Below are 20,005 nucleotides of genomic sequence, written 5' to 3'. Positions count from 1 at the left end.
GCGTCATCGGGGAATGACGGGTCCATGACACATCAGGAGGATGGCGGCCAACAAGAAGGCAGTTTCGGCCAACTGCCGTCAGCGCGACAGGGATTGCGGTAAGGAGGACCCGATGGAGGAGAACGGCGGGCCGGGCGCGATCATCGAGCACGGTTTTCCGCACCTGGCGGTCGTGCGCGCCTCGATCACCGCGCTCTTCCGCCGCATGTCGGCCGACGGGATCCGCGCCTACGCCACGAGCTTCTCCCCCGCCGACGCGGCCTTCGACGCCTCCGACGACCTGCACCTGGGGGCGCAGCGGGTGGCCTCGGCGATGGTGCGCGCGCTGCGGCTGCCGGACGCGCGCATGGTGGTCGCCTTCCGGCCGATGGAGGAGGCGGCCACCGTGGAGCTGACCGCGGGGCCGGAGTACTTCATCGAGGTCAACGACCGTTTCCGCACCCACCGGCGGGACCTGGCGGCCGCCCTGTCGCACGAGGTCACCCATGTGCTGCTGCACCGGCTGGAACTCGCCTTCCCCGATCCGGTGGAGAACGAGATCCTCACCGACACCGCCGCCGCCTACCTGGGGGCGGGCTGGCTGCTCCTGGACGCCTACCGGGAGGACGCCCTCACCCACCAGAGGTTCGGCTACCTGACGCCGGAGGAGTTCGGCTACGTCCTCGCCAAGCGCGCCGCACTGCTGGGCGAGGACCCGTCACCGTGGTTCACCAGCCCCCAGGCGTACGAGGCCTACGTGCGCGGGAGCGCGCTGGCGGCCCGGGAGCACCGCCGGGCGCCGCTCGCCGCCGCGGGCCCGCTGGCGCGGCGGCGGTACGCGAGGGCGCGGCGCACCGGGGCCACCCCGCCCGGCGGGTCGGCGTACCGCTTCGAGCGCGAGGCCTCCGGCCCGGGACTGCGGGTCAGCTTCCCCTGCCCGGTGTGCGGGCAGCGGCTGCGGGTCCCGGTGGGCGGACGGCTGCGGGCGCGGTGCGGTCTGTGCCGGACGGTGCTGGAGTGCGACACGTAGTCCCGATGGTCCCGGTGGCCCCGGTCCGCGCGCACTTGGCTTGATCATTCACCGATCGGTCGCGAAAAGTTTCCTACCGGCCAGTAGACATGGGTGCGGTTCTCGCCAACTCTGGTCACGTCCATGTCAATTCGCGACCGAGGAGCACCCCACATGCGCCTGTCCCGCCGCACCAGAACGCCCCGTACCGCCGCCGCCGGCCTCGCCGCAGCGGCCGCCGTCCTGACGCTCGTTCCGGCCACCGCGGCCGAGGCGGCCCCCGTCGCCGCGCCCGCGCCCGTCTCCTCATCGGCGAACGCGTCCGCGCCGGGCGGGAACGCGGCGATACTCGGCATCGACTACGCCACTTGGCAGCGGGAGGTGGCCGCCGCCGTCGACGCGGCCCGTCCGGCCATCGAGCAGCGCATCGCGAACTCGCCCGCCGGCGAGAAGCCGGCCCTCGTCCTCGACATCGACAACACCTCGCTGGAGACGGACTTCCACTGGTTCTGGACCTACCCGACGCCCGCCATCGCCAAGGTCCGCGCCCTGACCCAGTACGCCCACGCGCGCGGCGTGGCCGTCTTCTTCGTCACGGCCCGCCCCGGCATCATCCACTCCCTCACCGAGTACAACCTCAAGGCCGTCGGCTACCCGGTGTCGGGGCTCTACGTCCGCGACCTGCCCGACCTCTTCGAGGAGGTCAGCACCTACAAGACGGCCAAGCGCGCGGAGATCGAGGCGCGCGGCTACACGATCATCGCCAACATCGGAAACAGCCCCACCGACCTGGTCGGGGGTCACGCCGAACGCACCGTCAAGCTCCCGGACTACGGCGGCAAGCTCTCCTGACGCGCGGGGGGAACCGCCCGGTTCCCCTTCGTGCACGATCTTCGCACGGACCGTCGCGCACAACATGACGGCCTGACTGCGGTTCAGCGGGTGGACCCAGCGGGTAGTCATACCTCAACGCACCGACGAAGACTCGGGCCCGACCCCTCGCCAGGGGGCCGGGCCCGCTTCCGTTTCCGGCCTCCGCGGACCGGCCCCTGCGGCCGCCGGCGTTGCAGGCCGGGCCACCGGCCCGACCTCCTCCGTTAGTTCCATGATCCAAAGCCTATTTCGATTGCGATAAAGGCGATCGATGGGCCTCTGACCTGGGTTTCCATCGAAACTAAACTCTGTTAAGTTTTCTTCCGCCGATAACTCCTGAGGAGGGGGGACATGGCCACAACTCTGGGCCCAGCCAGGCCCGTACCCCGATCCGCATCCGCGCCGCCGGACGATCTCCGGGCCGTGATGCGGCTGTTCCCGACGGGCGTCACCGTCCTGTCGTCCGGTCGGGGCGACCGCGCGGCGGCGATGACCGCGAACTCGTTCGTCTCGATCTCGCTCGACCCGCCCCGCGTCCTGGTCTCCGTCATGAAGTCGTCCCGCACGTATCCGGCGATCGATTCCAGCGGAGAGCTCCAGGTCCACCTGCTCTCCGACCGCCAGGGCGACGTGGCGCGGCTCTTCGCCTCCCGCGACAAGCCCTTCGGGCGGGACCTGGAAGGGCACTTCACCACCGACGGCGAAGGCTCCCACCCGTACCTGCCCGGCGCCCTGGCCTCGCTCGGCTGCCGGATCGAGGAGCGGTTCCCCGGCGGGGACCCCACGCTCTTCCTCGCCCGCGTGGAGCACGTGCGGCCCGGGCTCGCGGTGAACATGAGCTGATGACGGCGTCGCGTTCCAGTCCGTTGCGGACGAGGAGTTCGCCGACGCCAGGCGGGGACACCGCCGGCGGCTACGTCGCCCACATGAGCGTGGAGGGCACCGACCGCTCGGCCGCCGCCCTCAAGGCGGCCCTGCTGGACGAGATCGCCGGGACGGGCCTGTTCACCTCGGCCGCTGCCGGCGACGGGCAGCCCCCCGCCGACGACGACGTCGTCGCCCACGTGGTGGACGCCGCCTACCGCGGTTCGGTCGCGCACAACGAGCGCATGCTCGCCTCCGCCACCGGCGCGGCCGCCGACCGGGTGGACGCCGACGGCAACGGCTGGCTGTTCTTCCTGCCGTTCCTGCCCTTCGACGGCGCGTCGGTGGTGCGGGCCCTGGACATCCTGGACCGCATCCACCTCGCCACCGGCATCCGGCCCGGCTCCACGGTCAACGCCCGGGACGCCGACGTCATCGACCTCGTCGTGTCCTTCCCCTTCGACCGGGCCACGCAGGTCGAGGCCGCCCACAGCGCCCTCGACCTCGCCCACACCTGGTTCGGCGAGGCCGGCCTGCGCCCCTACCGCCTCGACTCCGGGCACGCCCGCTCCGTCGCGGGGGGCGCCGCCGCCGAGGCCGCCCTCCAGCGCGCCCTGCGCACCGCCGTCGACCCCCTCGGGGTCATGGCCGCCGGACGCTACGCGTGAGCGCCGCCGCACCGTCCCACCCGACCCGCACCCCTGATGAGAACGTGATGACGACGACGCCGTACGTACCCGACACCGCCGAGGCGATCCTGGACCGCGCCCGCGAGCTCGTACCGTTCCTGCGGGAGAACTCCGCACGCATCGAGGACGGGCGCCGGCTGCCCGAGGACATCGTGGAACTGCTCCGCGGCGCGGGGGTGTTCCGTGCCGCCATGCCCAAGACCTGGGGCGGTCCGGAGCTGACCTCGATGCAGCAGGCCGAACTCCTGGAGATCCTCTCCGCCGGGGACGTCTCCGTCGGCTGGTGCGCGATGATCGGCATGGACTCGGGCATCTACTCCGGCTACCTCGACGACGAGGTGGCCCGCGGGATGTGGCCGACCCTCGCCGAGTCCGACACCGGCCCGGCCGGTCCTGCGGGCCTCCTCTCGTACGTCGATTCCGCGCTGGCCGACCCGCTGCGCGGCGGGTGCATGGTCACGCACGGCGTACTGGAGCGGCTGCCGGGGGACGGGAAGGCGGCGCAGCGGCTCGGCGGTGCGCTGGGCTCGCTGGAGGAGGCCTTCGCCTACCTCCTGCTGAGGGCCCGGGCCGCCGGCGAGCTGGCGCCCGGTACCGACGTACGGTCCGCCACCCGCTTCCTCGTCACCCTCACCCATGGGCTGCGCGTGATGGAGCGGACGGCGGGGCGGGACTACCTGGCGCAGGTCGTCGACCAGGCCCTCCAGGGCCTGTCCTGTACCGCCTGACGACCACCTGAAGACCATCCGACAACCGCCCGGCGCCCGCCTGACCGGCATCCGACCGGCGCCCATTCCCTCTGCACCACGCCTGGGTTGCGCCTGCCCGAATTCTGGAACGATCGTTTATCCATAGAAAGGTTGTGACGGCCGTGCCCAAGGCCGTGTACGTCCTCGCCCTCGGCATCTTCGCCATGGTCACCAGCGAATTCGTGGTGGCCGGCCTGATGCCCCAGATCTCCGAGGGAGTCGGGGCCACCATCCCCCAAGTCGGCTACCTCATCACGGCGTTCGCCGTCGCCATGGCCCTCGGCGGGCCGTTCCTGGCCACCGCGGTGCTGAAGCTCCCGCGCAAGAGCGCCCTGATGGTCCTCTTCGCCGTCTTCCTCGGCGGCAACATCCTGGCCGCCCTGTCCACCGACTACCTCACGATGGCCATCGGCCGCGTCATCACCGGTGTCGCCTCCTCCGCCTTCTTCGGCGTGTCGCTCTCGGTCGTCGCCGAGATCACCAAGCCCGAGATGCGCGGCAAGGCGATCGGCGCCGCGATGAACGGCCTGATGCTCGGCACCCTGCTCGGCCTGCCCATCTCCACCTTCGTGGGCGGTCAGCTGGGCTGGCGGGCCGCGTTCTGGGCGATCTCCGCCCTGACCGTCGTCGCGGCCCTGGCCACGGTCTTCGGCGTGCCGTCCGTGACCGGCGCCCAGTCGGGGGGCGGCTCCTCCGTCAAGGAGGAGATGCGCGCCTTCAAGAACCCGCGGCTGTGGCTGGTGTTCTCCACCTCCACGCTGATCATCGGCGCCACCTTCTCCGCGTTCAGCTACTTCACCCCGATCCTCACCGAGCTCACGGGCTTCAGCGAGGGCGCGGTGCCCGGGCTGCTGGTCGCCTACGGAGCGGCGACCGTCGTCGGCAACAACATCGTGGGCCGCTTCGCCGACAAGCACACCATCGTGACCCAGCTCGTCGGGCTCGGCCTGAACATGGTCTTCCTCGCCGGCTTCGCCGTCTTCGCCGAGGTCACCGCGCCCGCGCTGATCTTCATGATGGGCATCGGCCTGGTCGGCGTCACGATGAACCCCTGCATGATCACCCGGGTCCAGCGCACCGCGAACGCCCGCCCGCTGGTCAACACCGTGCACTCGTCCTTCATCACTCTCGGCATCGTCATCGGCTCCTGGCTCGGCGGTGTCGGAATCAACGCCTACGGGCTCCGGGCCCCGCTCGTACTGGGCGTGATCATGGCCTTCCTCGGTCTGTTCACCCTCCTCCCGGACCTGCGGAGCGCGAAGGGCGGCACCGGCGGCTGCGCCCCGGCCGCCCCCGAGCGGCAGCCGGCCGCGGCCTGAGCCCGGCACCCTTCCAGACCACCCCACTCCCGCACACAGAAAAGGAATCATTGTGACGACCACTCTCCACGGCGTGGCCCTGGTGACCGGCGGCTCCCGCGGCATCGGCGCCGAGATCGCCCGCACGCTCGCCGCCCACGGCGCCGACGTCGCGATCACCTACCGCTCGAACAAGGAGCAGGCCGAGGAAGTAGCCGGCCAGGTACGGGCGCTGGGCCGGCGCGCCGTGACCGTCGAGGCGGACGCCGCCGACGCGGAGGCCGTCACCGCGGCCGTGGACCGCGTCGTGCGCGAACTCGGCCCGGTGCGGATCCTCGTCAACAACGCCGGATACGCGGACATGACCTGCCCGCCGCTCGCCGAGGTGCCGCTCGCCACCCTCGACCGGACCCTGGACATCAACGTCCGCGGCGCCTTCCTCACCGCCCAGGCCGTCTCCCGGTCCATGCCCGACGGCGGCCGCATCGTGAACATCGGCTCCTGCCTCGCCACGCAGGTACCCGCGCCGGGCTTCACCGCGTACGCCATGTCGAAGGCGGCCGTCCACGGCCTGACCGTGGGTCTCGCCCGTGACCTGGGCGAGCGCGCCATCACCGTCAACCAGGTGGCCCCCGGCTCGATCGACACCGACATGAACCCGGCCGACGGCCCGTCCGCCGACTTCCAACGCGGCCTGAACGTCTTCGGACGCTACGGACGCGCCGAGGAGATCGCGAGCGCCGTCCTCTACCTGGCGAGCGACGAGGCCTCGTTCGTCACGGGCACCACGCTGACCGTCGACGGCGGCGCCAACGCCTGACGGCCCGCCCCTCCGACGCCGGGCCCCGGAGACGCATCGAGCCCCCGCTCCGCTCCGGGGCCCGGCTCCCCTCCCCCACCGCACAGCCCCCCACCACGTACCGCACTCGCGCCACGCAAGGGAACCTGTCATGCCGAACCTGGACCGCCGCGGATTCCTCGCCGCCTCCGCCGTCGCCGCGGGCGCCGGGATGGCCGGCCCGCTCGCCGCCACCGACGCCGTCGCCGCTCCCGCACGCGGCCCGGCCGGGTCCGGCGCTGGGGAACCTCACGGCGCACGGGGAGTTCGCCCCGCACGGGCCCGGCGCTGTCCTCACCGCCACCGTCGGCGTCGTCTTCGCCTTCGGCGGGACGGAGATCGTGGCGGTCGCGGCCGCCGAGTGCCCCGATCCGGGCCGGGCCGTCGCGCGGGCCACCCGTCAGATCGTCTGGCGGATCCTGGTGTTCTTCCTCGGCTCGGTGCTGCTGGTGGTCGCGATCGTGCCCTGGCCGCAGATCTCCGGCGGGGAGAGCCCGTACGTGACGGCGCTGGACCGGATCGGCGTGCCCTTCGCGGCGTCGGCGATGAGCGCGGTGATCCTGACCGCGCTCATGTCCGTACTGGGCTCCACGCTGTACGCCTCCTCGCGCATGCTGCACACGCTGGCCGGGCACGGGGACGCGCCGCGGTGGGCGGCCGCGCCGCGGCGGGCGGTGCTGCTCGGCACCGTGGTGGGCTGCGGGGCGGTCGCGGCGCAGGCGGTGAGCCCGGGGCGGACCTTCCCCTTCCTGCTCAACTCGACCGGTGCCGTGCTCGTCATCATGTATCTGGGGATCGCCGTCTCCCAGTTCGTGCTGCGGATCCGGACCGAGCGCACCGAGCCCGAGAGGATGACCTTCCGGATGTGGGGCTTCCCGTACCTGACGGTGCTGGTGGTGCTGGCGCTGTCGGCGGTCCTGTGCTCCGTGCTGTTCACCGCGCAGACGCGGCCCCAACTGCTGATGAGCCTGGGCAGTCTGGGGGTGGTGCTGGTCGCCCGCGTCCTCACGCGGGGCCGGCGGAGGACCGGCGAGTTGCGGTTCGTCAACACGGTAAGGTAAGTAAACGGTGTTTGTACGGGGGGTGCGACACTCTCGCCCTGTCCCTGAGGAGGAGCCCCCGCCATGCAGACCCTGTCCCGCCGCGAACGCCTTCGGATCGAGACCACCGCGCAGATCAAGGAGGTCGCACTCGACCTGCTCGCCGCCGGTGACGTCGCGGGGATCACCCTGCGCGGCATCGCGCGCGAGATGGGTATGACGGCGGCGGCCCTGTACGGGTACTTCGACACCCGGGACGACCTGCTGGCGACGCTGGCCGCGGACACGTACAACCGGCTGGCCGACCAGCAGGAGGCGGCGCGGGACGCGCTGCCCGAGGACGCGACCGCGGCCCGGCTGCTCGCGGTCGCGGGCACCTTCCGGGAGTGGGCCCGCACCCACCCGGCGGAGTTCCGCCTCACCTACGGGGACAGCTCCCCCGGGTACGCCCCGACGGCCGACATCGTCGTGGCGGCCGCCCGCCGATGTTGCATGATCCTCCTCGGCCTGGTCGACGCCGCCTGGCCGCAGGCGCCCGAGCAGCTCAAGCGGGCCGAGGCGGAGTGGGCCGACTTCGTCCCCTCCCTGGCCGCGCTCGCCCGCGAGTGCTTCCCCCACCTCCCGCCGCAGGCGCTGCTGGCGTCGCTGCGCGTGTGGGGCCGCATGTACGGCCCCGTCGCGCTGGAGGTCTACCGCCAGTTCGGCCCGGACGCGAACCCGCGGGTGCTGTTCCAGGCGGAGATGGACTCGGCCCTGGAGATGCTCGGCCTGGAGAAGCCGTCCGCGGACACGGCCTCGGCCGTGTCCGCGAAGTAGCGCCCTGATCGGCCGGTCGCCCCCTAGGCCGGGCCGGATCCGTACGCCGGGAGCGGCGGTTCGGCCGCGGCCAGGAGCTTGACGGCCGCCTCGCCCGCCTCTGCCGGGGTCCACCTGGCCCCGCGGTCGGCGGTGGGGCCCGGCCGCCAGCCCTCCATGACCGTGATCCGGCCGCCCTCGGTCTCGAAGACCCGTCCGGTGACCCCGGCCGAGGCGTCCGCGCCGAGCCAGACCACGAGCGGTGACACGTTCTCGGGGGCCATCGCGTCGAAGCCGCCGTCCTCGGGGGCGGCCATGGTCTGCGCGAAGGCCCGTTCCGTCATGCGCGTCCGCGCGGCCGGGGCGATCGCGTTGACGTGGACCCCGTACCGGCCCATCTCGGCGGCCGCGACCAGGGTGAGGCCGAGGACGCCCGCCTTGGCGGCGCTGTAGTTGCCCTGGCCGACGGAGCCCAGCAGCCCCGCCCCGGAGGAGGTGTTGACGGCCCGGGCGGCCACCGGCCGGCCGGCCTTCGCCTCCGCCCGCCACCACGCGGCAGCGGCCCGCAGCGGCAGGAAGTGGCCCTTCAGGTGGACCCGCATGACGGCGTCCCAGTCGTCCTCGTCCAGGTTCACCAGCATCCGGTCCCGCAGGAACCCGGCGTTGTTGACGAGCGTGTCGAGGCGCCCGAAGGCGTCGAGGGCGGCTTCCACCAGGGAGTCCGCGCCCTGCGGGGTCGCGATGTCCCCGCCGTGCGCCACGGCTTCGCCGCCCAGCGCCTCGATCTCCCGGACCACCTGCGCCGCCGGGCTCTCCGGCCCGGGCAGCCCGTCCAGGCCCACGCCCAGGTCGTTGACGACGACCCTCGCCCCTTCCGCGGCGAAGGCCAGCGCATGGGCCCGGCCCAGCCCCCGCCCGGCGCCCGTCACGATCACGACCCGGCCCTCGCACAGTCCCGCCATCTCAGCTCTCCTTGTTGACAGTTGCCGCATCCAGGAACGCCGGGCGCTCCCCGCCGCCGTGCACGAGCAGGCTCGCCCCGCTCACGTACCGCGCCCGGTCGGAGGCGAGGAAGACCGCGGCGTCGCCCACGTCGGCCGGTTCGGCGAGCCGCCCCAGCGGGACGGTCGCCCCGACCGCTTCGATCCCTGCCTCGTCCCCGTAGTGCAGGTGCGCGAGTTCGGTCCGCACCATGCCGAGGACCAGGGTGTTCACCCGTACCTCGGGCGCCCACTCGACGGCCATCGAGCGGGCCAGGTTCTCCAGGCCCGCCTTGGCCGCCCCGTACGCCGCCGTCCCCGGTGAGGGGCGGGTCCCGCTGACGCTGCCGATCATCACCACCGAGCCCCGGTTCCGCCTGAGCCAGGGGTGGGCCGCCAGTGAGGCCGTCATGGGGGCGACCAGGTTGAGCTCCACGACCCGTGCGTGGCGTTCGGCGCCGCCCTCCCCGAGGAGGCGGTAAGGGGTTCCGCCCGCGTTGTTGACCAGGCAGTCGAGGCGCCCGTACCGGTCGGCGACCGCGTCGAAGAAATCGCCCACGGCGCCCGCGTCGCGCAGGTCGAGCGGGATGAAGGACGCCTCGCGGCCGTCCGTCGACACCGGTTCGTCCGGGGGCCGCCGGGCGCAGACGACGACCTCCGCGCCGGCCGCGAGGAACGACCGGGCGATCCCGGCCCCGACGCCCCTGGTTCCGCCGGTGACGACGACAACCCTCCCGTCGAGCTCCATCGGCTGCTACCTTCCTCACCTAACAAATGTTTGGTGGAAAGGTAGCTGATCCTCTCATGGGTGTCTCCACCTCCGACCCGGACAAGGGCGTCGCACTGGTCACCGTCGACTTCCCGCCCGTCAACGCGCTGCCCGTGCAGGGCTGGTACGACCTCGCCGACGCCCTGCGCACCGCCGGCCGCGACCCCGAGGTCCGCTGCGTGGTCCTCGCCGCCGACGGCCGCGGCTTCAACGCGGGCGTCGACATCAAGGAGATGCAGCGCGACACCGGCCACGCGGCCCTCATCGGCGCCAACCGGGGCTGCTACGAGGCGTTCGCCGCCGTCTACGAGTGCGAGGTGCCGGTCGTCGCGGCCGTGAACGGGTTCTGCCTGGGCGGCGGGATCGGCCTGGTCGGCAACGCCGACGCGATCGTCGCCTCCGACGACGCCGTCTTCGGCCTGCCCGAGCTCGACCGGGGCGCGCTCGGCGCCGCCACCCACCTGGCCCGGCTGGTCCCCCAGCACCTGATGCGCGCCCTCTACTACACCTCGCGCACCGCGACCGCCGCCGAACTGCACGCCCACGGCTCGGTCTGGAAGGTGGTCCCGCCCGGAGCGCTGCGCGGCGCCGCCCTGGAACTGGCAGCCGAGATCGCGCGGAAGGACGGCTATCTGATCCGCCTGGCGAAGGCGGCCATCAACGGCATCGACCCCGTGGACGTGCACCGCAGCTACCGGTTCGAGCAGGGCTTCACCTTCGAGGCCAACCTCAGCGGGGTGGCCGACCGGGTCCGCGACACCTTCGGGAAGGAAGAGCGCGCATGAGCGACAAGTCGATGACCGTCGAAGAGGTGGTCGGGCAGCTGCGCAGCGGGATGACCCTCGGGATCGGCGGCTGGGGGTCCCGGCGCAAGCCCATGGCCCTGGTCAGAGCCCTGCTCCGGTCCGAGATCACCGATCTCACCGTGGTCTCGTACGGTGGGCCCGACGTCGGCCTGCTGGCGGCCGCGGGCCGGATCCGCCGGCTCGTCGCCCCCTTCGCCACCCTCGACTCCATCGCGCTGGAGCCCCATTTCCGGGCCGCCCGCGAACGGGCCGCCTTCGCGTTCACCGAGTACGACGAGGCCATGTTCATGTGGGGCCTGCACGCCGCCGCCAACCGGCTGCCCTTCCTGCCGGTCCGGGCCGGCCTCGGCTCCGACGTGATGCGGGTCAACCCGGAACTGCGCACGGTGACCTCGCCCTACGACGACGGCGAGGAACTCGTCGCCGTCCCCGCCCTGCGCCTCGACGCCGCCCTGGTCCACCTCAACCGAGCCGACCGCCTCGGCAACGCCCAGTACCTGGGCCCGGACCCGTACTTCGACGACCTGTTCTGCGAGGCCGCCGACGCCGCCTACGTCTCCTGCGAGCAGCTCGTCGAGACCGCCGAGCTCGCCAAGGCCGGCCCGCCGCAGTCCCTCCTCGTCAGCCGGCACTCCGTCACCGGGGTGGTGGAGACCCCGAACGGTGCGCACTTCACCTCCTGCGCCCCCGACTACGGCCGTGACGAGGCCTTCCAGAAGCTCTACGCGAGCACGCCCTGGCCCGAGTTCTCGGCCCGCTTCCTGTCCGGGGCGGGCGAGCACGACTACCAGCTGGCCGTCCGGGCCTGGCACGAGGAGCAGCAGTGACCACGACGACCGCCACCCGCGCCGAGTACTGCGTGATCGCCTGCGCCGAGGCCTGGCGGGGCGACGGCGAGGTGCTCGCCAGCCCCATGGGCCTGATCCCTTCCTTCGGGGCCCGGCTGGCCAAGCGGACCTTCTCCCCCGACCTGCTGCTGACGGACGGCGAGGCCATGCTCGTCGGGCTCGACGGCACGCCCGAGGGCTGGCTCCCCTACCGGCGCCACCTGACCATGGTCACCGGCGGCCGGCGGCACGTGATGATGGGCGCGAGCCAGATCGACCGGTTCGGCAACCAGAACATCTCCTGCATCGGGGACTGGGAGCGGCCGGCGCGCCAGCTGCTCGGCGTGCGCGGCGCGCCCGTGAACACCCTTAACAATCCGGTGAGTTACTGGATCCCCAGGCATTCGACGCGGGTCTTCGTCGAGCGCGTCGACATGGTCAGCGGCGTCGGGTACGACCGGGCCGCCGAGGCCGGGGTGACCCGGTTCCACCGGCTGCCCCGGGTCGTCAGCGACCTGGGCGTCTTCGACTTCGCCGGCCCCGGCCGCGCGATGCGGCTGGCGTCCCTGCACCCCGGGGTCACCGTCGAGCAGGTCCGGGCGGCGACCGGCTTCGAGCTGGCGCTGCCCGACGAGGTCCCGTACACGCGGGAGCCGACCGGGCCCGAACTGCGGCTGATCCGCGAGGTCATCGATCCGAAGGGTCTGCGCGACCGGGAAGTGCGGGGCTGATCCGGTGGAGACGGCGTTCACGAAGCTGGTCGGGGTCGAGCACCCCATCGTGCAGACGGGCATGGGCTGGGTCGCCGGCCCCCGCCTGGTGTCGGCCGCGGCCAACGCCGGCGCCCTGGGCATCCTGGCCTCGGCGACGATGACCACCGAGCAGCTTCGGTCGGCGGTCCGCGAGGTCAGGTCCCGCGTCCCGGAGGGGACCCCCTTCGGCGTCAACCTGCGCGCGGACGCCGGGGACGCGCCCGAGCGCGTCCGGCTGATCATCGACGAGGGGGTACGGGTCGCCTCCTTCGCCCTCGCGCCCTCCCGGGAGCTGATCGGCCGGCTGAAGGACGCGGGCGTGGTCGTCATCCCGTCGATCGGGGCCCGGCGGCACGCCGAGAAGGTGGCGGCCTGGGGCGCCGACGCGGTGATCGTGCAGGGCGGCGAGGGCGGCGGGCACACCGGGGACGTGGCCACCACGGTGCTGCTGCCGCAGGTCGTGGACGCCGTGGACATCCCGGTGGTCGCGGCGGGCGGCTTCGGCGACGGCCGCGGTCTGGTCGCGGCCCTGGCGTACGGGGCGGCGGGCATCGCGATGGGCACGCGGTTCCTGCTGACCTCGGACTCGACCGTCCCGGACGCGGTGAAGGCCGAGTACCTGAAGGCGACGGTCAGGGACGTCACCGTCACCACGGCCGTCGACGGGCTGCCGCACCGCATGCTCCGTACGGAGCTGGTGGAGTCCCTGGAGCGGGCGGGCCGTGCCAGGGCGCTGGTCCGGGCGGTCCGGCACGCGGCGGGCCTGCGCAAGCTGTCCGGTCTGAGCTGGCCGCAGATGGTCCGCGACGGCCTGGCGATGAAGCACGGCAAGGACCTGTCCTGGAGCCAGGTCCTGCTCGCCGCCAACACTCCCATGCTCCTCAAGGCGTCCATGGTCGAGGGCCGTACGGACCTCGGCGTCATGGCATCGGGCCAGGTCGCGGGGGTGATCGACGATCTTCCGTCCTGTGCGGAGCTCGTCTCCCGCGTCATGGCCGAGGCCCACTCCGTGCTGGACCGTCTCCACGGGTCGCACGGACCGCACTCGCTCGACGCCCTGCCACCACCAGGGTGATCCCCCTTCTCCGTCACAGGAGTTGCCCCCATGAGCCGTGTCAGAATCCGCAGAGCGGCCGCGGCGGCCGTCGCCGCCTTCGCCCTCGCCACCCTGCCGACCGCCGCGTACGCGGCGGCGGCGCCCGGAGCCGGTGTCGGTGCCCGGCACCACCAGCAGCAAGCCGAAACGATCCGCCAGATCACTCTCCAGGGCGCCGTCAACGTCCGCGACCTCGGCGGCTACCGCACCTGGACCGGCGGCCAGGTCCGCCAGGGCCTCGTCTACCGCTCCGACGCACTGAGCAAGCTGACCGACGCCGACGTCACCACCGTCTCCGGTCTCGGCCTCACGAAGGTCATCGACTTCCGCATCCCGATGGAGGTCCAGTACGACGGCGCCGACAGGCTGCCCGCCGGACTCTCCGCCACCGCCCGCCCGGTCAGCGACCTCGGCCTCTACGGAACGCTCGTCGGGGCCATCGGCAGCGGGGACCCCGTCACGCAGGAGCAGATGCTCGGCGGCGGGCGCGCCGAGGCCTACATGCGCGACATCTACCGCACGTTCGTGACCGCCCCCGAGAACCGGGCGCAGTTCGCGGCGACGCTGCGGGAGCTCGCGGACGGCCGGCAGGGCCCGGTCCTGTACCACTGCACGTCCGGCAAGGACCGGACCGGCTGGGTGAGTTACGTGCTGCTGCGCGCCCTCGCCGTCCCCGAGGGCACGGCCGAGGGCGACTACCTGGCGTCGAACACCTTCCGCGCCGCCTACGACGCCAAGGTGCGGGCGGGCCTCAAGCAGTCGGGCCGGATGCAGAACCCGGACCTGCTGATCCCGCTCCAGGAGGTCCGCCAGGACTACCTGGACTCGGCGACGGCGCAGATGGAGGCCGACTACGGCAGCTTCTACGGCTACCTGACCCAGGGCCTCGGCCTGGACCTGCGGACGCTGGCGAAGCTCCAGGCCAGGCTGGTCCGGTAGCGGATACGCCGACGGGCAGTGCACGAAGCACTGCCCGTCGGCGTATGTCGGTGGGAGCGGGTCAGACGGCGCGCCGGCGGCCCTGGCCGCCGGTGCCGACCCGGCTGCGCGCGGAGGCCGCGGCGGCGCCGCCGCCGGAGCCGCCCGTGCCGCGTCGGCCGCGCTCGCCGGAGCCGCCGGCCGAGCCGCCCTGACCGCCGCCCTGACCGCCGCCCTGGCCGCCGCGACGGGCCTGGCCCGAGCCGGAGGCCGCCGGGGCCTGGCCGGAGCCGCCGCCGGACCTGCGGCTGCGACCGCCGGCCGCCGGGGCGCCGCCGGTGGCGGAGCCGGTGCGCGGGCCGCCCGAGCGGCGGCGCGAGCCGGAGCCCGAACCGGAGCCGTTGCGCGCCTTCGGCGCGGGCTGCTGCGGCACTTCCAGCACCACCGGGATGCCCGAGGGCTCCTTGGCGCCGGTCAGCCGTGCCAGCTCCTCGTCGGAGGACTTGATCTGCGCGGTGCGCGGGGAGATCCCGGCGTCCGACATCAGCCGGGTCATGTCCCGCTTCTGGTCGGGCAGCACCAGGGTGACCACGCTGCCGGACTCGCCGGCGCGCGCGGTGCGGCCACCACGGTGCAGGTAGTCCTTGTGGTCGGTGGGCGGGTCCACGTTGACGACGAGGTCGAGGTCGTCGATGTGGATGCCGCGGGCCGCCACGTTGGTGGCGATCAGCGCGGTGACCTCGCCCGTCTTGAACCAGTCCAGGGTGCGGTTGCGCTGCGGCTGCGAACGGCCGCCGTGCAGGCCGGAGGCGCGGACGCCGTCCGCCAGGAGCTTCTTGACCATGCGGTCCACGCCGCGCTTGGTGTCCACGAACATGATCACCCGGCCGTCGCGGGCGGCTATACGCGTCGCCACGGCCTTCTTGTCGGTCTCGTCCAGGACGTACAGGACGTGGTGCTCCATGGTGGTGACCGCACCGGCCGACGGGTCGACGGAGTGGCCGACCGGGTCGGTCAGGAACATCTTGACGAGCTTGTCGATGTTCTTGTCGAGGGTCGCCGAGAAGAGCATGGTCTGCCCCTCGGGCCGGACCTGCTTGAGCAGCGCGGTGACCTGCGGCATGAAGCCCATGTCGGTCATCTGGTCGGCCTCGTCGAGGACGGTGATCGACACCTGCGAGAGGTCCGCGTCACCGCGGTCGATGAGGTCCTTCAGGCGGCCGGGGGTGGCGACGAGCACCTCGGCGCCGCGGCGCAGGGCGCCCGACTGCCGGTTGATCGACATGCCGCCGACGACGGTGGCGATGCGCAGGTTGACGGCCGTGGCGTACGGGGCCAGGGAGTCGGTGACCTGCTGCGCGAGCTCGCGGGTCGGTACGAGGACCATGGCGAGCGGCGCCTTCGGCTCCGCACGGCGGCCGGCGGTACGGGCCAGCAGCGCCAGGCCGAAGGCCAGCGTCTTGCCGGAGCCGGTGCGGCCGCGGCCGAGCAGGTCGCGGCCGGCGAGGGAGTTCGGCAGGGTCGCGGCCTGGATGGGGAACGGTTCGGTGACGCCCTGGGCTGCGAGGGTCTTCAGCAGCGCCTCGGGCATGCCCATGTCCTCGAACGCGGCGACCGGCGGCAGTGCCGGGACGGCCGGTTCCGGCATGGTGAATTCCTGCGGCCGGGGTGCGGGCGGGGCGGACTTCTGCCGTCCCGCACCAGCCTTCGGACGCCCCTGGGCCGCTCCTCGTCCCCGTGTGGGGCGGCGGCTGGGACGTGCGGAGCTGGAGCTGGTCATGCGAGAAAGCCCTCCTGAAACCGGCAGGTAAAACAAAGGTCGAGACAGCAGACAAGCCGGGGCCCGCACCTCTCGGTGCGGACCCCGGCATGCTGAGAAAATTAGGCGGGGAGGATGTTCTCCGCCTGGGGGCCCTTCTGGCCCTGCGTCACGTCGAAGGACACGCGCTGGCCCTCGGTGAGCTCACGGAAGCCCTGGGTGGCGATGTTCGAGTAGTGGGCGAAGACGTCCGGACCGCCACCGTCCTGCTCGATGAAGCCGAAGCCCTTTTCCGAGTTGAACCACTTCACGGTGCCAAGTGCCATTTTAAATCTCCTGAATAGGCGGCAAAGGGCCCCATCCGGAGATTCCGGCAAAAAAACAATAAAAGCGCCTGAGGAACATTCCCGTCAGGCGCACATAAAGTTCATGGGTACCACAACTGCAACGACCCCTAAGCTAGCACATCCCGGTCCCGAGGTGCGGACGGGGCGGTGTGACCTCCGTCCTTCGTGCCACGGGCGGGGCTCGGAAGTGCCTGGTGGCGGGCTCCCCCACCTGGTTTGATCATGGGATGGCAGCGATCAGAGAGCCCTGGGGGCTCAGTGTGCTCGGTGCGGGCAGCGTGTCCGCCGAACCCCGTCTCGCCTTCGTGGACCTGGCGGTCGACCTCGTCGCCCCGACGCCGAAGGTGGCCTTCGCGGAGGCGGGGGCGGCGGTGGCCCGGCTGCGGCAGACCCTGCGGGACCACGGCGTGCCGGACGCGGACGTCTCCGGCTCGCGCCTGCGGCTGACCTCCCAGCACAGCGGGTACGGCGCGGACCGCACCTTCCTCGGCTACAGCTGCGAGGCGAAGTACACGGTGCAGACGGAGGCGCTCGACCGGATCGAGCTGCTGATCGAGGACGCCGTCACCGCCGGTGCGAACCGTGTCGACGACGTGCGCTTCGAGGTCCGGGACAAGCCCTCGATGCGCGACGAGGCGCGGCGGCGCGCGGTCGAGGCCGCCCGGCGCAAGGCCGAGGTCTACGCGGAGGCCTGCGGGGTCGAGCTGGGAGCGGTGATCCACATCGAGGACGTGAACCCGGAGTCGGTCGGCGGCCACGGCCGCAGCGTCGGCCGCGCGGACCACGAGTACGACGGCACCCTCTCCCCGGGCTCGGTCCGCGTCGACGCCGCGGTCCTCCTCGGCTTCTCCCTGCTCCCCTCCTGACCCGGCGGCGGGGGCGGCGGACCGCCGGCCGGCGAGCCGGCCCCTACAGGCGTTCGATGATCGTCACGTTGGCCTGGCCGCCGCCCTCGCACATGGTCTGGAGGCCGAACCGGCCGCCGGTGCGCTCCAGCTCGTGCAGGAGGGTGGTCATCAGCCTGACCCCGGTCGCGCCCAGGGGGTGGCCCAGGGCGATGGCGCCGCCGTTGACGTTGACGCGTTCCGGGTCGGCGCCGGTCTCCTTCAGCCAGGCCAGCACCACCGGCGCGAAGGCCTCGTTGATCTCCACGAGGTCGATGTCGGCCAGTGACATGCCGGTCTTCTTCAGTGCGTACGCCGTCGCCGGGATGGGTGCGGACAGCATGCGGATGGGGTCCTCGCCGCGCACGGAGAGGTGGTGGATGCGGGCCCGGGGCCGCAGGCCGTGTTCGCGTACCGCCCGCTCGGAGGCGAGCAGCATGGCCGCCGCGCCGTCGGAGACCTGGGAGGAGACGGCGGCGGTGATGGTGCCGCCCTCGACGACGGGCCTGAGCGCCGCCATCTTCTCCAGGGTGGTGTCCCGGCGCGGCCCCTCGTCCGCGGTCACGTCCCCGTAGGCCGCGATCTCGCGGTCGAAGCGGCCCTCGTCGACGGCGCGCACGGCGCGGCGGTGGGAGCCGAGCGCGTACTCCTCCATGTCGCGGCGCGAGATCCCCCATTTCTGCGCGATCAGCTGGGCGCCGTGGAACTGGTTGACGGGGGCGTCGCCGTACCGGGCGCGCCAGCCGGCGGATCCCGCGTACGGCCCCTCCGTGTACCCGAGGGGTTCGGCGGCCTGGCGCGAGGCGAAGGCGATCGGGATCATCGACATGTTCTGGGTGCCGCCGGCGACCACGAGGTCCTGGGTGCCGGAGAGCACGCCCTGCGCGGCGAAGTGCACCGCCTGCTGCGAGGAGCCGCACTGGCGGTCGACGGTGACCCCGGGGACCTCCTCGGGCAGGCCGGCGGCGAGCCATGCGGTGCGGGCGATGTCCCCGGCCTGCGGGCCGACGGTGTCGAGGCAGCCGAAGACCACGTCCTCCACGGCGGCCGGGTCCACCCCGGACCGTTCGACCAGTTCCTTCAGGACGTGTGCGCCGAGGTCGGCCGGGTGGACGGCGGACAGGCCGCCTCCGCGCCGCCCCACGGGGGTGCGCACGGCGTCGACTATGTAGGCCTCGGGCATCGGGGACTCCTCAGACGGTCGGATCGATCAGGTGGGGCGCAGGGCGATCCCGTCCAGGACCATCGACAGGTACTGGCGGGCGATCTCGTCGGGGCTGTGCTGTCCGCCCGGCCGGTACCAGGAGGCCGCCACCCAGACCGTGTCGCGCACGAAGCGGTAGGTGAGGCGGATGTCGAGGTCGGCCCGGAAGACCTTGGCGGCGACCCCCCGTTCCAGCGTCCCCAGCCAGGCCTTCTCGAACTTCTGCTGCGAGTCGGACAGGTAGTGGAAGCGGGGCTGGGCGGAGAGGGTGCGGGATTCCTTCTGGTAGATCGCGACGGCCGCGCGGTGCCGGTCGATCTCGCGGAAGGACTCGGTGACGAGGGCCTCGATGGTCTCCCGGGGGCCGAGGCCGGCGGCGAGGACGGCGTCGTACCCGTCCCACAGCTCGGTCAGGAAGGCCGAGAGGATCTCGTCGAGCATCGATTCCTTGGAATCGAAGTGGTAGTAGAGGCTGCCGGCGAGCATCCCGGCGGCGTCGGCGATCTTGCGGACGGTGGTGGCGTTGTAGCCCTGGGCGGCGAAGACCTCGGCGGCGGTGTCGAGGAGTTCGCGGCGCCGCTCGGGCGAGGGGGTCACCTGCGGCTTCTTCTTGGCTGCGGGCTGGGCCGCGGGCTTGTTGGTTGGCACGCGTCCATTGTCGGGCTACGGGTGCTGGCTGCTGACGGACACCGTCTCGCCCGTCATGTACGACGAATAGCCGCTGGCCAGGAAGACGATGACGTTGGCGACCTCCCAGGGCTCGGCGTACCGGCCGAAGGCCTCGCGGGCGGTGAGTTCGGCGAGGACCTCCTCGCTGGTGACCTTCACCAGGTGCGGGTGCATGGCCAGGCTGGGGGCGACGGCGTTGACGCGTACGCCGAACTCCGCGGCCTCCAGGGCCGCGCAGCGGGTGAGCGCCATGACCCCGGCCTTGGCCGCGGCGTAGTGGGCCTGGCCGGTCTGGGCGCGCCAGCCGACGACGGAGGCGTTGTTGACGACGACTCCGCCCGCGCCGGAGGCCTTGAAGGAGCGCAGTGCGGCGCGGGTGCAGCGGAAGGTGCCGTTCAGGGTGACGTCAAGGACGCGGGTCCACTGTTCGTCGCTCATGTCGACGAGGGCCGCGGTGCCGCCGAGCCCGGCGTTGTTGACGACGACGTCGAGCCGGCCGTGGGTCTGCTCGGCGAACGCGAACAGGGCGCGGACCTGGTCCTCGTCGGTGACGTCGCAGGGCAGGGAGGCGACGCGGCCGGCTCCGAACTCGGCCGTGAGCGCGTCCTCGGTCTCCTTGAGCCGGCGGGCGTGGGCGTCGCCGATGACGATGCGGGCGCCCTCCTCCAGGAAGCGTCGGGCGGTGGCCCCGCCGATCCCGGCCCCCGCGGCGGCGGTGATGACGGCGGTGCGGTCCTGCAGCAGGTGGTGGCCGGCGGTGTACCGGGGCTCGTTCATGCGAACTCCTCGACGCTGCTCATGGCCGTACGTTAACCTACCAAACACTTGTTAGGGAAGTGACGGCGTTCGAGGAGGCGGGC

Annotated in this window: 22 protein-coding genes; 15 read left to right on the top strand and 7 right to left on the bottom strand. The window is 72.6% G+C overall.

Annotated elements, in window-relative coordinates; all coding sequences use genetic code 11:
- Positions 1–112 precede the first annotated feature (112 nt).
- The 9 genes from OHA91_RS27820 (at position 113) to OHA91_RS27780 (ending at position 8,155) form a co-directional block, all read left to right on the top strand.
- Positions 113–1,009 (top strand): hypothetical protein, encoded by an 897-nt coding sequence (locus tag OHA91_RS27820; protein ID WP_328740229.1) that lies wholly within the window; start codon positions 113–115, stop codon positions 1,007–1,009.
- 153 nt (positions 1,010–1,162) lie between these two features.
- Positions 1,163–1,840 carry an HAD family acid phosphatase gene (locus OHA91_RS27815; RefSeq protein ID WP_031149271.1) on the top strand — a complete coding sequence of 226 codons (678 nt, stop codon included), beginning with the start codon at positions 1,163–1,165 and terminating at the stop codon, positions 1,838–1,840.
- Between the two features lie 372 nt (positions 1,841–2,212).
- Positions 2,213–2,704: a flavin reductase family protein gene (locus tag OHA91_RS27810; RefSeq protein WP_078959205.1), complete on the top strand. Its 492-nt coding sequence runs from the start codon at positions 2,213–2,215 to the stop codon at positions 2,702–2,704.
- Positions 2,704–3,393, top strand: coding sequence for a hypothetical protein (locus tag OHA91_RS27805; protein ID WP_328740228.1), 690 nt, complete (start codon positions 2,704–2,706; stop codon positions 3,391–3,393). Before OHA91_RS27810 ends, OHA91_RS27805 begins: the two co-directional genes overlap by 1 nt.
- A 47-nt stretch (positions 3,394–3,440) precedes the next feature.
- A complete protein-coding gene (locus OHA91_RS27800; protein ID WP_328740227.1) occupies positions 3,441–4,142 on the top strand; it encodes a TetR family transcriptional regulator C-terminal domain-containing protein in 702 nt (233 codons plus the stop codon).
- Between the two features lie 143 nt (positions 4,143–4,285).
- The gene (locus tag OHA91_RS27795) at positions 4,286–5,482 is read left to right on the top strand and encodes an MFS transporter (protein WP_328740226.1); all 1,197 of its coding nucleotides are present in this window, start codon (positions 4,286–4,288) and stop codon (positions 5,480–5,482) included.
- 52 nt (positions 5,483–5,534) lie between these two features.
- Complete coding sequence (locus OHA91_RS27790) at positions 5,535–6,281, top strand: SDR family NAD(P)-dependent oxidoreductase (RefSeq protein WP_266502148.1); 747 nt, start codon at positions 5,535–5,537, stop codon at positions 6,279–6,281.
- Positions 6,278–7,360, top strand: a complete 1,083-nt coding sequence (locus OHA91_RS27785; RefSeq protein ID WP_107064675.1) for an amino acid permease — start codon at positions 6,278–6,280, stop codon at positions 7,358–7,360. Before OHA91_RS27790 ends, OHA91_RS27785 begins: the two co-directional genes overlap by 4 nt.
- Positions 7,361–7,423: 63 nt before the next feature.
- Positions 7,424–8,155 (top strand): TetR/AcrR family transcriptional regulator, encoded by a 732-nt coding sequence (locus tag OHA91_RS27780; protein WP_037632022.1) that lies wholly within the window; start codon positions 7,424–7,426, stop codon positions 8,153–8,155.
- 23 nt (positions 8,156–8,178) lie between these two features.
- Here the strand turns inward: OHA91_RS27780 and OHA91_RS27775 are convergent, their stop codons facing one another.
- Complete coding sequence (locus tag OHA91_RS27775; RefSeq protein WP_031149285.1) at positions 8,179–9,096, bottom strand: SDR family oxidoreductase; 918 nt, start codon at positions 9,094–9,096, stop codon at positions 8,179–8,181.
- 1 nt (position 9,097) lies between these two features.
- On the bottom strand, positions 9,098–9,862 hold the full coding sequence (locus OHA91_RS27770; protein ID WP_031149287.1) for an SDR family oxidoreductase: 765 nt from the start codon (positions 9,860–9,862) through the stop codon (positions 9,098–9,100).
- Positions 9,863–9,918: 56 nt separating this feature from the next.
- On the opposite strand from OHA91_RS27770, the gene OHA91_RS27765 reads away from it, so the two are divergent.
- The 5 genes from OHA91_RS27765 to OHA91_RS27745 are packed head-to-tail and all read left to right on the top strand — an operon-like array spanning position 9,919 to position 14,303.
- Complete coding sequence (locus OHA91_RS27765) at positions 9,919–10,668, top strand: enoyl-CoA hydratase family protein (protein ID WP_031149290.1); 750 nt, start codon at positions 9,919–9,921, stop codon at positions 10,666–10,668.
- Complete coding sequence (locus OHA91_RS27760) at positions 10,665–11,516, top strand: CoA transferase subunit A (RefSeq protein ID WP_031149292.1); 852 nt, start codon at positions 10,665–10,667, stop codon at positions 11,514–11,516. Before OHA91_RS27765 ends, OHA91_RS27760 begins: the two co-directional genes overlap by 4 nt.
- Complete coding sequence (locus OHA91_RS27755) at positions 11,513–12,247, top strand: CoA-transferase subunit beta (RefSeq protein WP_031149294.1); 735 nt, start codon at positions 11,513–11,515, stop codon at positions 12,245–12,247. Before OHA91_RS27760 ends, OHA91_RS27755 begins: the two co-directional genes overlap by 4 nt.
- Before the next feature lie 4 nt (positions 12,248–12,251).
- Positions 12,252–13,343 (top strand): NAD(P)H-dependent flavin oxidoreductase, encoded by a 1,092-nt coding sequence (locus OHA91_RS27750; RefSeq protein ID WP_037632025.1) that lies wholly within the window; start codon positions 12,252–12,254, stop codon positions 13,341–13,343.
- A gap of 30 nt (positions 13,344–13,373) precedes the next feature.
- Entirely contained in the window at positions 13,374–14,303 is a 930-nt protein-coding gene (locus OHA91_RS27745) for a tyrosine-protein phosphatase (RefSeq protein ID WP_266502134.1), read from the top strand.
- 61 nt (positions 14,304–14,364) lie between these two features.
- On the opposite strand, the gene OHA91_RS27740 is transcribed toward OHA91_RS27745, so the two are convergent.
- Both OHA91_RS27740 and OHA91_RS27735 read right to left on the bottom strand, forming a co-directional pair.
- Positions 14,365–16,062 (bottom strand): DEAD/DEAH box helicase, encoded by a 1,698-nt coding sequence (locus OHA91_RS27740; protein WP_328740225.1) that lies wholly within the window; start codon positions 16,060–16,062, stop codon positions 14,365–14,367.
- 101 nt (positions 16,063–16,163) lie between these two features.
- Positions 16,164–16,367: a cold-shock protein gene (locus OHA91_RS27735; RefSeq protein ID WP_008743912.1), complete on the bottom strand. Its 204-nt coding sequence runs from the start codon at positions 16,365–16,367 to the stop codon at positions 16,164–16,166.
- A gap of 248 nt (positions 16,368–16,615) precedes the next feature.
- On the opposite strand from OHA91_RS27735, the gene OHA91_RS27730 reads away from it, so the two are divergent.
- Positions 16,616–17,254 carry an SIMPL domain-containing protein gene (locus tag OHA91_RS27730; RefSeq protein WP_031149305.1) on the top strand — a complete coding sequence of 213 codons (639 nt, stop codon included), beginning with the start codon at positions 16,616–16,618 and terminating at the stop codon, positions 17,252–17,254.
- 43 nt (positions 17,255–17,297) lie between these two features.
- Here the strand turns inward: OHA91_RS27730 and OHA91_RS27725 are convergent, their stop codons facing one another.
- From OHA91_RS27725 to OHA91_RS27715, 3 genes are read right to left on the bottom strand one after another with little or no spacing between them, the layout of a single operon-like run.
- Complete coding sequence (locus tag OHA91_RS27725; protein WP_266502127.1) at positions 17,298–18,455, bottom strand: acetyl-CoA C-acetyltransferase; 1,158 nt, start codon at positions 18,453–18,455, stop codon at positions 17,298–17,300.
- Between the two features lie 27 nt (positions 18,456–18,482).
- On the bottom strand, positions 18,483–19,124 hold the full coding sequence (locus tag OHA91_RS27720) for a TetR/AcrR family transcriptional regulator (protein ID WP_266502125.1): 642 nt from the start codon (positions 19,122–19,124) through the stop codon (positions 18,483–18,485).
- 15 nt (positions 19,125–19,139) lie between these two features.
- Positions 19,140–19,922: an SDR family oxidoreductase gene (locus tag OHA91_RS27715; protein WP_328740224.1), complete on the bottom strand. Its 783-nt coding sequence runs from the start codon at positions 19,920–19,922 to the stop codon at positions 19,140–19,142.
- Between the last annotated feature and the right edge of the window lie 83 nt (positions 19,923–20,005).

The organism is Streptomyces erythrochromogenes (genome assembly GCF_036170895.1).
GTDB classification, from domain to species: Bacteria; Actinomycetota; Actinomycetes; order Streptomycetales; family Streptomycetaceae; genus Streptomyces; species Streptomyces erythrochromogenes.
This window is presented reverse-complemented; position numbering and strand designations above follow the sequence as displayed.

Excerpts from the sequence above, each read along its gene's own strand:
- OHA91_RS27800 (WP_328740227.1), top strand. The coding sequence starts at position 3,441 with ATGACGACGACGCCGTACGTACCCGACACCGCCGAGGCGATCCTGGAC.
- OHA91_RS27745 (WP_266502134.1), top strand. The coding sequence starts at position 13,374 with ATGAGCCGTGTCAGAATCCGCAGAGCGGCCGCGGCGGCCGTCGCCGCC.
- OHA91_RS27775 (WP_031149285.1), bottom strand. The coding sequence starts at position 9,096 with ATGGCGGGACTGTGCGAGGGCCGGGTCGTGATCGTGACGGGCGCCGGG.
- OHA91_RS27735 (WP_008743912.1), bottom strand. The coding sequence starts at position 16,367 with ATGGCACTTGGCACCGTGAAGTGGTTCAACTCGGAAAAGGGCTTCGGC.
- OHA91_RS27770 (WP_031149287.1), bottom strand. The coding sequence starts at position 9,862 with ATGGAGCTCGACGGGAGGGTTGTCGTCGTCACCGGCGGAACCAGGGGC.
- OHA91_RS27730 (WP_031149305.1), top strand. The coding sequence starts at position 16,616 with ATGGCAGCGATCAGAGAGCCCTGGGGGCTCAGTGTGCTCGGTGCGGGC.
- OHA91_RS27820 (WP_328740229.1), top strand. The coding sequence starts at position 113 with ATGGAGGAGAACGGCGGGCCGGGCGCGATCATCGAGCACGGTTTTCCG.
- OHA91_RS27805 (WP_328740228.1), top strand. The coding sequence starts at position 2,704 with ATGACGGCGTCGCGTTCCAGTCCGTTGCGGACGAGGAGTTCGCCGACG.
- OHA91_RS27725 (WP_266502127.1), bottom strand. The coding sequence starts at position 18,455 with ATGCCCGAGGCCTACATAGTCGACGCCGTGCGCACCCCCGTGGGGCGG.
- OHA91_RS27765 (WP_031149290.1), top strand. The coding sequence starts at position 9,919 with ATGGGTGTCTCCACCTCCGACCCGGACAAGGGCGTCGCACTGGTCACC.
- OHA91_RS27780 (WP_037632022.1), top strand. The coding sequence starts at position 7,424 with ATGCAGACCCTGTCCCGCCGCGAACGCCTTCGGATCGAGACCACCGCG.
- OHA91_RS27760 (WP_031149292.1), top strand. The coding sequence starts at position 10,665 with ATGAGCGACAAGTCGATGACCGTCGAAGAGGTGGTCGGGCAGCTGCGC.
- OHA91_RS27815 (WP_031149271.1), top strand. The coding sequence starts at position 1,163 with ATGCGCCTGTCCCGCCGCACCAGAACGCCCCGTACCGCCGCCGCCGGC.
- OHA91_RS27715 (WP_328740224.1), bottom strand. The coding sequence starts at position 19,922 with ATGAACGAGCCCCGGTACACCGCCGGCCACCACCTGCTGCAGGACCGC.
- OHA91_RS27740 (WP_328740225.1), bottom strand. The coding sequence starts at position 16,062 with ATGACCAGCTCCAGCTCCGCACGTCCCAGCCGCCGCCCCACACGGGGA.
- OHA91_RS27810 (WP_078959205.1), top strand. The coding sequence starts at position 2,213 with ATGGCCACAACTCTGGGCCCAGCCAGGCCCGTACCCCGATCCGCATCC.